At 60.1% G+C, this 14,487-nt stretch carries 17 protein-coding genes; 1 reads left to right on the top strand and 16 read right to left on the bottom strand.

What is annotated here, in order from left to right; genetic code table 11:
* Window positions 1–23: 23 nt before the first annotated feature.
* The 16 genes from HX830_RS08965 to HX830_RS08885 all read right to left on the bottom strand — a co-directional run bounded on the left by HX830_RS08965 (window position 24) and on the right by HX830_RS08885 (window position 13,462).
* The gene (locus tag HX830_RS08965; RefSeq protein ID WP_152737868.1) at window positions 24–533 is read right to left on the bottom strand and encodes a tail fiber assembly protein; all 510 of its coding nucleotides are present in this window, start codon (window positions 531–533) and stop codon (window positions 24–26) included.
* Window positions 534–541: 8 nt separating this feature from the next.
* Complete coding sequence (locus HX830_RS08960; protein WP_218171235.1) at window positions 542–1,714, bottom strand: tail fiber protein; 1,173 nt, start codon at window positions 1,712–1,714, stop codon at window positions 542–544.
* An 11-nt stretch (window positions 1,715–1,725) separates the two neighbouring features.
* Window positions 1,726–2,325: a YmfQ family protein gene (locus HX830_RS08950; protein ID WP_177099832.1), complete on the bottom strand. Its 600-nt coding sequence runs from the start codon at window positions 2,323–2,325 to the stop codon at window positions 1,726–1,728.
* Complete coding sequence (locus tag HX830_RS08945) at window positions 2,313–3,353, bottom strand: baseplate J/gp47 family protein (RefSeq protein WP_177099830.1); 1,041 nt, start codon at window positions 3,351–3,353, stop codon at window positions 2,313–2,315. The genes HX830_RS08950 and HX830_RS08945 overlap by 13 nt, the downstream gene beginning before the upstream one ends.
* Entirely contained in the window at window positions 3,343–3,741 is a 399-nt protein-coding gene (locus HX830_RS08940) for a phage GP46 family protein (RefSeq protein WP_177092904.1), read from the bottom strand. The genes HX830_RS08945 and HX830_RS08940 overlap by 11 nt, the downstream gene beginning before the upstream one ends.
* The gene (locus HX830_RS08935; protein WP_177099828.1) at window positions 3,741–4,250 is read right to left on the bottom strand and encodes a phage baseplate assembly protein V; all 510 of its coding nucleotides are present in this window, start codon (window positions 4,248–4,250) and stop codon (window positions 3,741–3,743) included. Before HX830_RS08935 ends, HX830_RS08940 begins: the two co-directional genes overlap by 1 nt.
* A gap of 166 nt (window positions 4,251–4,416) precedes the next feature.
* Entirely contained in the window at window positions 4,417–5,463 is a 1,047-nt protein-coding gene (locus HX830_RS08930) for a phage baseplate assembly protein (protein ID WP_177099826.1), read from the bottom strand.
* 3 nt (window positions 5,464–5,466) lie between these two features.
* Window positions 5,467–6,753, bottom strand: a complete 1,287-nt coding sequence (locus tag HX830_RS08925) for a DNA circularization protein (RefSeq protein ID WP_177099824.1) — start codon at window positions 6,751–6,753, stop codon at window positions 5,467–5,469.
* Window positions 6,743–8,500 carry a phage tail protein gene (locus HX830_RS08920; RefSeq protein WP_177099822.1) on the bottom strand — a complete coding sequence of 586 codons (1,758 nt, stop codon included), beginning with the start codon at window positions 8,498–8,500 and terminating at the stop codon, window positions 6,743–6,745. The genes HX830_RS08925 and HX830_RS08920 overlap by 11 nt, the downstream gene beginning before the upstream one ends.
* A 130-nt stretch (window positions 8,501–8,630) precedes the next feature.
* Window positions 8,631–8,927 carry a phage tail assembly protein gene (locus HX830_RS08915; RefSeq protein ID WP_177099820.1) on the bottom strand — a complete coding sequence of 99 codons (297 nt, stop codon included), beginning with the start codon at window positions 8,925–8,927 and terminating at the stop codon, window positions 8,631–8,633.
* Window positions 8,924–9,271, bottom strand: a complete 348-nt coding sequence (locus tag HX830_RS08910; RefSeq protein WP_100938665.1) for a phage tail tube protein — start codon at window positions 9,269–9,271, stop codon at window positions 8,924–8,926. Before HX830_RS08910 ends, HX830_RS08915 begins: the two co-directional genes overlap by 4 nt.
* 66 nt (window positions 9,272–9,337) lie before the next feature.
* Window positions 9,338–10,834, bottom strand: a complete 1,497-nt coding sequence (locus tag HX830_RS08905; protein WP_177099818.1) for a phage tail sheath subtilisin-like domain-containing protein — start codon at window positions 10,832–10,834, stop codon at window positions 9,338–9,340.
* Window positions 10,834–11,016, bottom strand: coding sequence for a DUF2635 domain-containing protein (locus tag HX830_RS08900; RefSeq protein WP_103498942.1), 183 nt, complete (start codon window positions 11,014–11,016; stop codon window positions 10,834–10,836). The genes HX830_RS08905 and HX830_RS08900 overlap by 1 nt, the downstream gene beginning before the upstream one ends.
* On the bottom strand, window positions 11,013–11,597 hold the full coding sequence (locus HX830_RS08895; protein WP_177099816.1) for a phage tail terminator protein: 585 nt from the start codon (window positions 11,595–11,597) through the stop codon (window positions 11,013–11,015). The genes HX830_RS08900 and HX830_RS08895 overlap by 4 nt, the downstream gene beginning before the upstream one ends.
* A 170-nt stretch (window positions 11,598–11,767) precedes the next feature.
* Window positions 11,768–12,115 carry a phage holin family protein gene (locus tag HX830_RS08890; RefSeq protein WP_177099814.1) on the bottom strand — a complete coding sequence of 116 codons (348 nt, stop codon included), beginning with the start codon at window positions 12,113–12,115 and terminating at the stop codon, window positions 11,768–11,770.
* 603 nt (window positions 12,116–12,718) lie between these two features.
* Window positions 12,719–13,462 (bottom strand): LexA family transcriptional regulator, encoded by a 744-nt coding sequence (locus HX830_RS08885; RefSeq protein WP_177099812.1) that lies wholly within the window; start codon window positions 13,460–13,462, stop codon window positions 12,719–12,721.
* 215 nt (window positions 13,463–13,677) lie between these two features.
* On the opposite strand from HX830_RS08885, the gene HX830_RS08880 reads away from it, so the two are divergent.
* Window positions 13,678–14,412 (top strand): carbonic anhydrase, encoded by a 735-nt coding sequence (locus HX830_RS08880; RefSeq protein ID WP_152740257.1) that lies wholly within the window; start codon window positions 13,678–13,680, stop codon window positions 14,410–14,412.
* Window positions 14,413–14,487: the final 75 nt, after the last annotated feature.

The following is a 14,487-nucleotide window of genomic DNA, read 5'->3' as shown; positions in this document are numbered from 1 at the left end:
GCGGGTGGTGGCCTGGTTTTTGATCAGGCCGGTGGTGCGGGCCAGTCAATCGATGCTGGGAATCCGGGCTGCTGATCAATTCGGTTGACTGCAATCCGGTACTGTTTCCAAGCGTGCAGGCTCTCAGTGTCAGCGTCTGTAGCTAAACCCAGATCAAATGCATCTTGCAATGGAGCAATTCGAATGGCAGCTACCCCCAGCAACCCATCGCGACGACCTAAGGCCAGTGCGGTTAGCTCGACAGATGTAGGAGGTGGTGGCGTATCGGTTGCATCCACTGGAACGGTTAAACCAAGATCTTCAATCACATATGGATCTTGGCTACCGATGTAATAGACGGTACCGCGATAGTCATCAACAACCTTCCATGCGCCGCCGTCGCGAACAGCTACTTTATTCTTTCCTGTGACGGGTGGCGCATCGGTGTACGCATTAGCGGGAATAAGCCAGCGGCCCTCATCGAGCGGGTCAGAATCAGCTAAACTATCGCCCAAATATTCGCCAGTAACAGGGTGTGAATTATAAATTTTCATTTCTTTCCTCAATATTTAATGCAATACAACAAAGCAAGGTTACGCGGACGAGTTTCAACCCCACCAGTGGCGCTAGTAGTCCCACCATTAATACCGTTGGAGCCACCAACTTGGGCTGCGGCCCCAACCACGCCAAGAATTGTGCGGCTATCTTGTGCATGGGTATGACTCGAAAACGCATCTATTTGAAAGGACCCGAAAGTACGACCCACATCAACTCCACGCCCAGCGTCCCAGCCGCGAACAAATTCGCCACGCAAGTCAGGTAAATTGAATGTGGTTGACCCGTCGCCTCCCCCAAAGACGGTACCAATAGCAGAGAACAGCGCCGCATATGTTGTACGAGATATCGCAGCACCATTTGCTATCAAATAACCCGACGGCGCCGCGGAGGTAGCGGAAGAAATAATGGTCCCAGCGGGAAGAGTACTCAGTGGCAACGGATCAAGAACAACGATGTCGGTTCCGTCATACTCGACATCAGCGAGCTGTCCAGCGGCGAGGACCACTGCGATTTTGTTACCGCTGGAATCGTATTGTTTCAGGGTTTTCGCACCTAACCCAGAAATATTCAGGGTGTCATTGCCAACACCTGCTGCACTGAACTTCACGCGAAATCGCTGATTTGCTACATAAGCGGTGACGGCAGGAGAAGGTGTCAGCGTGAACGATGGCGCATTACCGGCCGTGGTGAAGGCGGTCAGTATCTGCGACTGAGTAGCAACTGCCAATTTTTTCGGTGTCACTATTGTCACATCGTCCACACCAGCGTTGGTAAGAGCTTGTGTGGCAACCTTGGCCCAACCAGGAGCAGCTTCAGTCGCCTGGGCTATATAAGCTACCAGCTTCTGTAGAAGTTTTTTGGGGGTCACAGCAGTTGCATCGTCAGTTCCTGCAATTACCTGAGTCCCAGTGGATAATTTCAATATCCCAGCAGTGATCTCCGTCGCAGACCCTGGGGTATTATTTGTAACAATCGTCAAAATTGCATTAGCCAATTGACCATTATCAACTTCATTAGGAGTTAATCCGGCTTGCTGAATCACACCCAGTATTTCGGTAGTAACCGCGTTCCCCCACTCAGCCGGAATCAACGACCCCGGTGTTCCATTCACCGGGTTTTCATCAACAAACTTGCCATTCACCAGCCCAACGCTGGGGACGCTTTTTGGATAATCCACGTTTCTATCCTCTAGTCATAATTGATATGCACCAGCGTATTCGCCGGTGCACTGCGATGTATCAGGCACTCCAGGGCACTACCCGGGTTGGCGCCAAAACGCTCGCCCCAATAGCTCGCGCCGAAACGCCGGCCCAGAAGCAGTCGGCCACCCGTGTTGAGCGTCCACATGAACTGCGCCTGCCAGGTGCCAAAGCACGCCTTGCCGAACCGCGACCGCCCCATGCGCGGGGCTTGATATTCGGTCACGCTGGCGTTCGGATAGCCCTGGCTGCGGGCGATATCGATGAAGTAACCGACACTCTGCCCCCCCACCGCCAACAACCGCCGACGCACCGCCACACGGCGATCGTCGAACAAGGGAGTGGGCCCCAGGCACGGGTCGGGCAGGTTCATCACCCGTTCCCAACCCGGCACCAGTTCACTGACCGTCACCGGGTCCACTTCGTTGATCAGGTCCACGGCCCGGGCATCAACCCGCGCCAGCTCCTGGGCGATCCCCAGCAGCACCTGCTGGATCTCCGGCACTTGCTCCGGATCCCAGGCCGGCCCCGCCGGCAGCAGGCTGCGCAACTGCTCCTGGTATTGCTCGGCCGTTCTTACTCCAGCCATACGCAACCTCCGAAAGTCAGCAACTGGTTGGTGGCGGCTGGCACATCGGCGGACGGCGAGACCAGCAGGTGATCCTGCTCGCCGCTGGCACTGCTGATCGACTCGGCGATATGGGTCAGCAACAGCGTGTCGCCCAGGCCCGCCTCACGATCATGCAGGTCCTGCAACTCGGCCTCGACGGCTGCGCGGATGGCACTGGTATCCGGGATCAGGCGCAAGGTGTAGGTCACCGGGACCAACACCGGCGCCAGTACATGCAACTCGGCGGTCACCGGGCGCAACGGGTCGATATAGGCCTGGACCAACGCCAGTTGCCCATCGTCCGGCAGCGGCACCGGATCATCGTCGCGCATCACGAACAAGCCGACGGTGCCCGGTCCCAGGTAGCTGCCGCGACACCAGGCCCGGGTAATCCCCGGACACTCCAGTGCCCAGGTTTCGTAGTCGGCCGCCGAACCGCCATTGGGAACAATGCGATAGGAACTGATCACCCGAGCCCGCAACGATTCGATACTTTCCGCTGCCACACCACCGCTCAAGCCAGGCGCCAGCACCGTGAAGGTATTGCCGATCCCTTGCACCGGCTGCACCGGAAACAGGGTCAGGCCGGCATCGCCATTCCCCAGGCTGCCGGCATCCAGCGCCTGGATCTGCGCGGTATTGGTCCCGCCGCTGGTGGTGCCACCCACCGTCACGGTGTAACTGCGTCCATCACTGGTCTGCAGCAAGGTCCCGGCATCGAGCACTGCCCCCGCCGCCGCGGTATAGCTGACGCTGCCGCTGGCCGATTGCGCCGCCTTGCGGGGTTGATGCAAACGCAGCTCGGCAATGCGTTCCAGGGTGGTGTCATCGGCGGTGTCAGGCAGGATCTGATCAGCGATCCAGTCGAGGTAGCCGTAGAGGCCGAAGGCCGCGCCACCCAGGGTGCGGGCCAGGACCTGTGCATCGGACTGGCGCAGCGAATCGCCGGCCAGGTCGCCTTGGGTGCGGCTGATCAACACCGGTAGCGAAGGGGTTTCAAACGGCATAAGTCACCTGCCAACTATGGTTCGGGTTGATATCCAGGCGCTCGCCGCTGGCCAGGGTCAGAACCGTACGCAGGTTCAGTCGCTGGGCGTCGAGCCGTTCGGTTTGAATGTCGATGGCGCTGCAATGGCCGTCGTCGAGCAGCCATTGCAAGGCTTCGCGGGCATAGAACTCGGCGTCGAGTTGGGTCTGTGCAGTGAGCTTGACCCGCCGCAACAGCCACAGCCGCGAGCCGATACGGTCGTCGGTCACCGAGGGAAAACTGTCGCCCCACCAACCGAAACGCTCATCGTCATCGATCGGGTCATCGGTATTGGCGCGACGCCAGCTAAACAGGCTGATCAGCACCGAACGGGTCAGCGCCGTCTTCAGGTCGTTGGACACGAACATCAGGCACCTCCCGTCGGCGCGCCGGTCTGGCCGTTACCCGGCTGGATGCCGCCGTGCAAATGTTTCATCTGGCTGATGCCACCGGCGACCTGGTCGCCCTGGGAGACGATCTTGCCGGTCTGGGTCAGGCTCGGGGTGTCGATGTTCACCGCGGTACCGGCGCGAATGTTCAGGGTGCCGGTTTCGATATCGATGATCCGGCCACGCTTGAAGTGGATCTTGTCGCCCTCATCGGTGTAGAGGGCGATTTCGCCGGGGGCGAGGTTCTGCAGGCGGTAACGGCGGTCGGCGACCACCAGGACGATAGCGTGGGAACGGTCGCCGCCGAGAAAGGTGGCAATGCCTTCGGCGCCGGCCAGCGGGTTGCTGGTGAAGCCGTAGGGTTCGAAGTGCTCCATGTCGTCGTTCACTTCACCGGCGGTCAGGCGCATTTGCAGCGATTGCAGTTTGTTGGCCGAGTTGGCGAGCACGACAGTGCCGCGCGCCAGCAGGCGTGTCAGTAGGCTCATGGGGATTCCTTGGGCAAGCGGTGTGTCAGGAAGGCCGCCTTCGCGGGCAAGCTCCGCTCCCACAGGGTTGATGTCACGCCGCGAACTTTCGGCCAAACACGGACATTGTGGGAGCGGAGCTTGCCCGCGAAGGCGGTGGAACAGCATCCGAATAAGATAGGAATAACTACTTCGTGGCCTTCGCAGGTGCCGGCGTGGCATCGAAGACCTGCGGCGGCGCCACCACCAGGGTGGTGATCGAGCCCTGTGCGGACAACGACCAGGTCACCTTGGAGATAAGCATGTCCTGGTCCACGTCCAGCACCGGATCCTTGACCCGCACGGTCAGGTTGTGTCGCCACAGATCACCGTTGGACTGTCGCCAGCCTTGCACGGTGTAGGTGGTCGTCAGGGCCTTGGCGCGGCGTGTCGCCCGTTCCCAGTCAGCCCGTTGCTGGGCCAGCACTGGAGTGATCTGCGCGCTTTCGCTGATCACCGTGACGCGCTGGCGATCCGGACTGGTCTCGCTGGACACTCCGGAAACTTCGCTCACTGCAGTGCCGCTGTTCTGGTCGCTGCCCTTGTGCTGGCCGATCACCCGGTACTCGGAGAACACCTTGCTGTAGTCCCTCGGCGTATTGGCCGAAAGAATGTTCTTGCCCAACTCCAGTACATCAGTCGCCCGCCCTGCACTGCCGGGCTTGGCGAGTACCAGGTTGCCGGCCGCATCATCGGTGGAGAACACCCGATACAAAGTCAGCAAGCGGTCGATGGACTTGAACACCGTCTCCCCCGGCACGATGCTGTGGGTCTGCAGTTTGGTGGTTTCCGGGATCTCGCTGCGCACGTTGACCTTGTAGGGCTTGGCCAACGCCTCGACGATCTTCAGCACGCTCTGTTCACGCCATTGGCTCGGCTGGTTGATGGCCGCGCAATCCACCAGGTCCTGGGTCAGCGAACTGCCCTCGACGGTCAGGCTGATCTGATTGCCGTCATAGCTGATGGGCGCCTTGAACACGTAACCGGTCAGGATCTGGTCGCAGCCGATCATGACCGAACAACGGGCACCGGCCTTGATCGGCAGGGCCTGGGTCTGTCCCGGCCATTTCCAGGTGATACCGAGCTTGAAGGTACGGAACTGACGTTCGAGATCGGCCGTGATCTCGATGGTCTTCCAGCCCTCATAACTCAGGCCGTCGACCAACAGGACGACAGCGTTGTCGATGTCGTTCATGACTTACTCCTTGGAGACCTGCAACGGTACCGGCGGTATGAAACCGGGGTGCGAAATCCGGTTGCGCTGCACCACCTCACCCACCCGCGTGGCATCACCGAGCTTCTGGTAAGACACGACCAGGGCCGGCTGGGTGCTCTTGGGGGTCAGGTCAACCAGCCGCACCCCGTTGGATGCCACTGCATTGAGATGCTGCGTCAGGGCCTGGCGGACGGTACTGAGTGCCTGGTACTGCACCGCGTCGGCCTTGAGCGCCGCCTGCCAGATCACGTCGTTGAGGCTGTCACGCAGCGCCAGCACATCGTCGACCACCGGCACATCGGCCCGTTGCACCGGCTGCTGGGCTTGCTGGGCCAGCGACGGCGTGCTCGTCAGCTTCACCGCCGGCGTCGCCACCGGGATCATTGAGACAAACTGGGAGATCTGGACCAGCAAGGCATCCTGGATCAGGTTTACCGTGGCCTGTGAGGCCGCGGCGGAGTCCTTGCCAATGGTCAGTTTTGAGGCGTCGAGGGACTTGGCGTCCTTGACCTGTTTCGACAGGTCGGCCAGCATTCCGTGATAACCCTGGACGGCAAAGTCTTTCAAGCCCCGAACTTCGCCCACAACGCTTTTGACTTCGCCCACCAATCCGTTGAATTCCCCCAGCACGCTTTTAACCGCGGCACTCACTTGCTGGGGGAACTCCTTGACCGTGCGAACCAGGGCATAGATGTTCGCGTACGTCTCGATCAGCGGTTGCAACTCCTGCTCGATCACGTGATACGCCAGAGTAATCCCCTTGCGCAGGTTTTCCAGGCCGATCCGCGCCTGGTTGATCTGCGACATCGCCCCATCGAAACGCGCCACCGAAGCGTCGAGCAATTTGTCCGACGCCACCTGCAATTGCTTCTGGGTGTTGACGACGGCCTTGGGGAACTGCAGCGGTTCATCCGGATAGAACTTCAGGTTGAAGGTCACCAACCCGCCATCCTTGCGGGTCTGGGTCATGTCGCATTCACCGACCTTGACCTGCATCCGCCCCTGCCACGGGTGAACCAGTTCGCCGCTGCCCTCCTCCAGTGCCTTGAGCAGCGCGTCACGCTTCTCAAGGCAATCGGCGCCAACGATAAAGGCGGTCAGTTCATAGATCTTCGACTGCTGGCCGAGACCTTCAAAAAACGACCGGTCGCGCTGCGGGTATTCATGCAACTGGCCTTTCTGGCCGACCGGGTTTTTCGCCTGATCGACCCAGAAGGGCACGCCGCGAAACGACGCCGGCAACAAACGATCACGCCAGCTAGTCGCCATAGGAACCTCCGTAGGAAAGCGAGCGATAGCCGACGCGAGGCGTCAGGTCCAGGCCCGGTTGATTGGTTTGCGCTTGGTCGACGCGCAAGCCCGCTGGCGCGTCCTTGAAGTTCACGGTCAAGCCGCCTTCGAGTTGCGTGCGGTTGTTGGCGGCGGTTTGCTGGACAAGGCCGCTGCCGTTGCCCGTCAGACCGGAGTCGCTGCTGCTCGACGAATCGCCCCAGTTCCAGAAGGAAGAACCGCTGTCATTGGCCGCCTTGGCATTACTGGCCTCTTGTTGCTGCGCCAGGCCATCGACCTTGCCGGTGACCTTGGCGACAAAGTCGCCGAAACCGCCACTGAACAACGCCTTGATCGGCGTGATGAAGGTTTGCAACTTGCTCCACCAGCCAGCGAACCAGGCGACAATCGGATCCCAGTTCTTGATGATCATCCCCAACGGAGACCAGTCGAACATCGTCTGGAAAAAGTCCATGACCGGTGTCGCCAGGCTTTGCAGTACATCCCACAAGTCAGAAAAGACCTTGCCGATGGGCTCCCAGTTGGCGACGATCAGTCCGACAGGAGACCAGTCGAACAAGGTCTGGAAGAAGTCCTTGAGCGACTGCGCCGTGTCTTGCAACGCGGCCCAGATCGTGTCGAAGTAAGCGCTGATAGCGCCCCAGTTATTGATGACCAGCACCAGCGGCGACCAATCGAACAGCATCTTGAGGAAATCCACCGCCGGTGCGCTTGCCACTTTGATCGTGTCCCAGAGCTCACCGAAAAAGGCGCTGATCGCCCCCCAGTTATTAATGATCATCCCCAGCGGCGACCAGTCGAACACGCCCTTGAGAAAGTCCATCACCGGCACGGCCAAGGCCTTGAGCAATCGCCAGATCGAATCGAAGAGCCCCGTTACAGCCCCCCAGTTGTCGATGACCAGGCCCAGCGGCGTCCAGGAAAACAGCCCCTTGAAAAAGTCGAACACCGAAGTAGCTGCCGTCGTGATCGACTGCCAAAGGCCGGCGAAAAACACGCTGATCGTCTCCCAGCCCGCGCTGATCATCGGCATCGGCGACCAATCGAGCAGCGCCTGCAATCCCGACATGAAGCTGGCCGCCATGCCTTTGATATCGCCCCAAAGTCCGATGAAAAAGCCTGAAATCGGTTTCCAGTAAGCAACGATCAGCGCCGCGGCAAGGGCAAAGCCCACCACGACCAAACCGATCGGCGAAGCGAGCACACCCACCACCGCTGCCACCCCGGCCACCGCACCTTGCAGGACGGTGAACGCCACCGCCCCCGCCGCCAGGCCCTGGACCAGATTCGGATTGGCCGCCACGAACTCGGCGACGCGGCTCACCAGCGGTACCAACGCCGTCACTACGGAATTCACCACAGGCAACAAGCCCTGGCCGAACTTCAGGGAAACCTTGTCGACCGCCTCACTCAAGCTCGCCAGATTTTTTGCCGTGGGCCCTGAATCAGATCCCTCGGCGCCCTTGCGGGCCTCGGCCAGCTTGTTTTCCGCCTCGATCGCTGACTTGACGCCCTCGACAAAAGGGGCGGCCAAGCCTTCGCCCTTGAACAGCTCCGAGAGATCCAACTCGCCCAGGCCGCTGTCCTCCAGGCTCTTTTTGAAACTTTCGACTTTCTTGCTGACCCCTGACAGGTCGTCGTCCATTTTCTGGACGCCATTCACGACAAGGGCCATGTTCACAACTGTCTGGGTATTCGCCGTGAGCGTGTTATTGGTCGTAGCCATCACTGCACCTGCTGCATCGCATTGATCCGTTGCGCGTGCTCCAGGGATTCCCGGAGCACATCCAGTGGCCTGGCCATCATCTGTTCGGGGTCAACCTTCCAGAACCAGGCCAGGTCATAGGCGACCGCAATCAGCTCGCCGATGGCTGCGATGCCGCACTCATGAAAAAACCCGCCACCGCCCAGCTCAAGGTGTTGAGGTCGGACAGGTCCAGCTGGTTGACCGACGACGGCGGGATACCGGCGCAGACCGCGATGTACTTGGCCGCGACATCCATGTCGAGGCTGACGTCTTCGCCCTTGTCGATCTTGTACGGTAGCGCCTTGATCGACCGCACTTCCTGCACCGTCGGACGGCGCAGGGTGAGTTCGCTCAGGGGTTCGCCGTGGGCTTCGATGGGCACCTGCAACTTCACCGGATCAGTCATTGCCAGGTCCCCTTGATGCCTTCGAATTTCAGCGCGATGGTTGCGTCGTCACCCTTGGCGGACGGGGTGTCGCTCAGATAGGCACCGGCCAGGACGTAGACCTTGCCATTGCTGAATTCGCAGGTGACGGTCATGTCGGTGCCGGCGACCAGTTGCTTGAGCGGGAAGTCCGGCGTGTACAACGCGGTCACCGCGAAAGTGGGAGCGACGTCGGTTTCCTTGTAGAAACCCGGCACGACCGTTTCCCGTTTGACGAACATCAGCGGGGCTTCGCAGCCGCCGTTGATAGTCAGTTGAGCGCCGTCCACTTTGACGTAGCAGGTGCCCGCAATCAGTTGACCCATGGTGTATCTCCTTGCAATAAAAAGCCCGCATCGAGCGGGCTGGGGTTACGCAGTGTGGGCAGGCGATCAGGCCGCCGCGTCGTACTGCAGGCGGAACTGGTTGAGCAGCGCGAACACACGCAAGCCGTTGATGTAGTCCGGCGGGAACAACACGTTGACCCGGCTCGGGTCCTGGCTGTCGCGCTCGACGATCAGGTGATCGGCGAACATCTCGGCGTTCTCCACGTGACCTTCCAGTTCGAGCTTGGCGTACTGGGCAATCAGTTCACCGCGAATGGTGCTCGGGGTGAGGATCGGCTGGCCGGCGCCGAAGCGGGTGCCATCGTCCGCCAGCTTGTGGCGACCGTACTTGCTGGTGATCACGCTTTGCAGGCGGCGCACGATAAAGGCCGACTGGTGCATGGTCTCGCTGTCCAGGTAGGAGTTGTCCGCCTGGCCGTAAGCGTTTTTCTGGTAGGTGGTGATCGCCCGCTGGATACGCACGTAACCGCCTTCGTAGTACGCGGTGGCCAGACCGTAGCTGAGCAGCGACTGACGTTCGGTCAGGGTGAAACGCTCACTGGCCGCGGCCGGGTCGATACCCGCCAGGCTGCCGCTCTGGGTCGGACGGCTGGCATCGGCGGAGATGAACACCGAAGTCCGCGCGGCCAAGGCCGCGGCCTGGACCCAGAACGGTTGTGGCACACCCGGCTCCATGGCCAGGATGGTCATGTGCTGATCGTTACGGGTCTGACCGGCAGCCACCAGGGTGCCGACAGTACCGCGCTTGGCGGTGTAGACATGACCGAACAGTTGCTTGGACCAGGACCAGCGACCGACGCTGTCATTCATCGCGGCTTGCCAGGCATTCAGGCTCGCCACATCGGACCACGGCTGGCAGATGAATTCGAACGGTTCGTCACCGAGAGCCGCGAGTGCCGCAACCTGGTCCGGCACACCGGTGCCACCGGCCATTGGCGCGGAGACGATGGTCAAGCCGGCTGGGGTCTGCTCGCCATTGCTCTTGCCCAGGCGATTGAACTGCAGGCTGATGTCGTTGCCGCTGTCACCGGTCCATTTGCAAGTCAGGGTCACGGTGCCGTCGACGGCCACGGCGCTGACCGGCAGATCGGTCGCGGCATTGACTTGCAGCGCCAGGGTGGTGGCTGCCTGGGCGGCGGTCGCGCCGTTGACCACGGCGGCCTGGACCCGCACACCACCGACATACAGGTTGAGCACGCCGCTTTCGGTGGCGGCGCCGGTCAGTTTCAGATCAGCCTTGGCGATGCTGCCCACGGTGTTTTGCAGCGGCAGGCACCAGATCTCGCCGACCGGATCGGTCTTGCGCCAGGTGTCGTACATCGAGGCGAGCATAGAGCCCTGGCCACCAATACTTTTCGCCAGGGCGACGCTGGAGACCAGCACCAGGCTGCCGATTTCGGTGCTGGTGGCGTTGTCGTTGACCTGGGCGACGATCAGGCCGCGCAGGGTCGACGACGCGCTATTGGCCGCCGAGTTGTCCATTTCGGCGTAGAACAGCGGAACACGCAGGTCCGCGGGGATGTTGCTGAATCCGATAGCCATTATTGGGCATCCTGTGGTTGTGCCGCTTGCACGGCGTTGAGGGTGATATCGCCATCAGCCAGACGACGGCGCCACCAGGCGCTGTCGGCCACTTCACGGCCTTCGAGCGGTAGCAGGTCGCCGGCTTCCAGATCCGGTACGGCGCGGCCCGGGGCCGGCACTACGGTGATGCGTTGGGTCATTGCGTTACGTCTCCAGAGAAAGTCAGCTCCAGGCGCCCGTCGGGGCCTGGGCGGTGCAGATTGGGGTCGGCGGGATCGATGGCATCGACCTTCACCGTGACCCCGGTAAAAGACGGCAAGCCGTCCAGTTCACGCTCGTGCCAGGTTTCCGCAGGGTCCGTGGAGCGATTGCGCCCCAGTTGGAACTCGGCGAAGAAATGCAGGCTGTAGAGCAGGCGGGTGGCGTTGATCGAGATCAGCCCGCCGCCGTCGTACTCGATGGGGTTGTAATAGGTGTCGGGTTTGAAGCCGACCAGGGCCCGCCAAAGTTCGGCGCGCAGGCTGTGGAGTTGGTCGAAGGCTTGGGCGCCGTTGCTGGCGTCGAGCACCAGGGTCAGTTCCAGGCGATCGGTCAGGGTTTGGCGGGCGACGTTTTGTGAGGCGTCCTTGTTCGCCAGGTCGGTCATCAGCGTGACAAAGGCCGCCGGGGTTTGCAGCGTGGTGTTGCTTTGCAACAGATCGAGATCAAGGCCGGTGGAAATGTGATTGGCAAGACTGGGGCATTGAGCACGCAGTTGCGTGAGAATCGGGGTGATATTCATGGGGGTTCACCGGGTAATAAAAACCCGTCGATTGACGGGTTCGACAGACAATCATTCGCCTCCAGAAAGCCCGCGTCCTTGCGGGCTGGGCCCTGCTCTCGGGCCCGGTGGTTCCAATCCGTTGGTGATTCCGAGGGAGTCATGAGCGCTTTATTCGGATCGCTATCCGGCTATTGTTCCGGCTTGGTCTCCGGCGGAGGTGTTTCGTCAATCCCCAAGCGCCTGGCCGCCCAGCGTTCATAAATGCCGATGGCGGCGTCCGCGCCGGCCATGGCGGTCAGGCAGCCAAAGGCGCCGGCGGTCCAGATCGACACACCGGCTGCATACAGCAGCATGATGGTCGACACGCCACAGATCATGCAGGCCCCGGAGCGCAATACCAGGCGCCGCAGCAGCACCCAGCCGCGGGCACCGTCCTTGTCGGCGCGCCACATTTCGCCGGAAACCCCGCCGACCACGGCCAGCAGGATGACCAGCCAGATAGGCATGTCCACCAACGCTTGTTGCTCGCTCGTCATGTCACGCCTCCTGCAATAAAAAAGGGCCATTCATTGGCCGGTGATGGTTTGGGCTTGTCGTTCAAGGTGAAGGGTTCTCTTCAGAGCCCGCGTTCGGTGGGCATTCCAAAAAGCCCGGTCGCCCAGGCTTTTCAGTAATGCGGTCCTGATGCCCGGTCCTGGAACCGCTCGCGTTTTCGGCGATGAAGGCTCCTGGCCGGACACCTGATCTTTCGGCGCTACTGGCGCGGTACGGATCGATTCAAATTGTTCTTCCGACCGCGACCCTGTCCGCCGGATAACTGCTTACGGTGCTTTACGCTGCACACCCGGGTCAGTTGCCAACCCTCTGAACCGTTGAGGCCGGTTCATCGCTGCCTGTTCTTTGAAGCGGTGTCACTAAAGAGCGGTGGGTTGCCCCTGGCATCTCTGCCTGTCACCGACCTTTCTGGCCGGCTTGAGGCAAAGAATATGCATGTATGCATATACAGTCAATGCACAAATGCATTTATTTATGCATTTCTCTTGCAAAAATGCATGGAACCCATGCAGATCAAGGGCTGGGGCTTTTGGCGGACGAAAAAAAACCCACATGGCTGTGGGTTTTTTCTCAATCAGAAGTGCTTAGCGGGCGTACATGCCCCACCAGAAGACGTGACCAAGGATGGTGATCTGCTCTTCCTGGATCTCCTGGAAGCTGTAGTCCTCATCCGGATGCTCGTCGCGGTTGAAGCTACGCAGGCGGATCCCGGTCGGCAGGCGATAAAGCTGCTTCACCCGCAGTTGTCCGTTGTGGTTGATGGCGTAAAGGTCACCGTCGACGATATCGCCTATGGCGCTCTTGCCGGCGTTGACCCCGACCGTGGCACCGTCGCGCAGCACCGGCAACATGCTGTTGCCGCGCACGGTCACGCATTTGGCCTGGTCGAACTGCACGCCATTGTGGCGCAGGCTGCGCTTACCGAAACGCAGGCTGGCCTTCTCGCTTTCTTCTATGACGAATCTTCCTGATCCAGCAGCCAATTCAACCTCGCGAAGAAAGGGGACGGACACTTCGTCTTCATCGACGGGCGTGTCGTCGTCCCACAGGCTTATATCCTTGAGTTCGGAGTGCGGCGTGCCCTGCTCCTGATCCCGGGCAACGGCAACCGGTGCGCGTCCGCGCAGTTGGTCGGTGCTGATGCCGAAGTACTCGGCGATCTTCGAGATGTGCTTGTCCGAAGGGTCGACGATCTTCCCGCTGAGGATGCGCGACAGAGTGGATTGGGGCACGCCGGTACGACGGTGAAGCTCCGTGGGGGAGATCCCGTGTCGGTCGAGCAATGCTCGTAGGACGGTAGAAACGTTGCGTATTTGCATAATGCGCATATTGCTTGCGCTTTTCGGGAATGGCAAATGCTGATTTGCATATTTTATGCATAGACAGTCGCACAGGCGCAGCCAAGGGCGATGGGAGCTCTATTTCCGCCCAATAGCGATCAGCTCTATCGCAAATCCGTATTAAAAACTGTCATTTCTGACAGTAGTTACTTATTTTTCCGAATCTTAAGCTCGGGTCTCGACATTGCTCGAGACCCACCATCATGAACACCTCCAAAGTGGCCGTATCCGTGATACTTGCCATCCTGTCGTTGAACAGCCACGCCGCCTCCTGGGGTTACGAGGGGAATGTCGGCCCCACCCACTGGGGTCAGGTGGATCCGGACTACATCAGTTGCAGCACCAGCAAGGAACAGTCACCGGTCAATATTGAAACCCACCATGCGAAAAGTTCGAAACTCCCTGGCCTGTCGTTCCAGTACATCCCTCAAGCCGCAGAAATCACCAACAACGGGCATACGATTCAAATCAATGTCGCCCCCGGCAGCCTGCTGCGCTTTGACAATGAAGACTTCGAACTCAGGCAGTTTCACTTCCATACCCCGAGTGAAGAGGAAATAGACGGCAAGTCCTTTCCGATGGACGCGCACTTTGTCCACAACTCTGAAGACGGACAGATTGTCGTCGTGGCGGTCCTGTTCAAGGAGGGAAGAAAAAACCAGAACCTGGAAGCTGTTTTCAACACGCTGCCGGATGTGGGCAAAATCACGGAAGTTGTGGCCTTCAATCCCGCCAGCGTCCTCCCCTCTCAAGGCAGCTATTACAAATACCAAGGCTCGTTGACCACACCGCCTTGCAGCACAGGTGTTACCTGGCTGGTCCTGAAGACACCGGTCGAGCTGTCTCATGAACAGATCGCCGCCTTTCAGAAGCTGTACCGGATGAATGCACGGCCTGTCCAACCGTTGAACTCGAGGGTTATCGAGTCCAGCGATTGAATGTCGACGACACCTGCACAAGCCCGCGGGCCGCGTGGATAACAGCGACGTAGCCGGTCCGCCATCGAAACAGGA

It is taken from the genome of Pseudomonas gingeri (assembly GCF_013385425.1).
Taxonomy (GTDB): Bacteria; Pseudomonadota; Gammaproteobacteria; order Pseudomonadales; family Pseudomonadaceae; genus Aquipseudomonas; species Aquipseudomonas gingeri_D.
The sequence above is the reverse complement of the archived record's forward strand: the minus strand, read 5'-3'. Positions and strand labels throughout refer to the sequence as shown.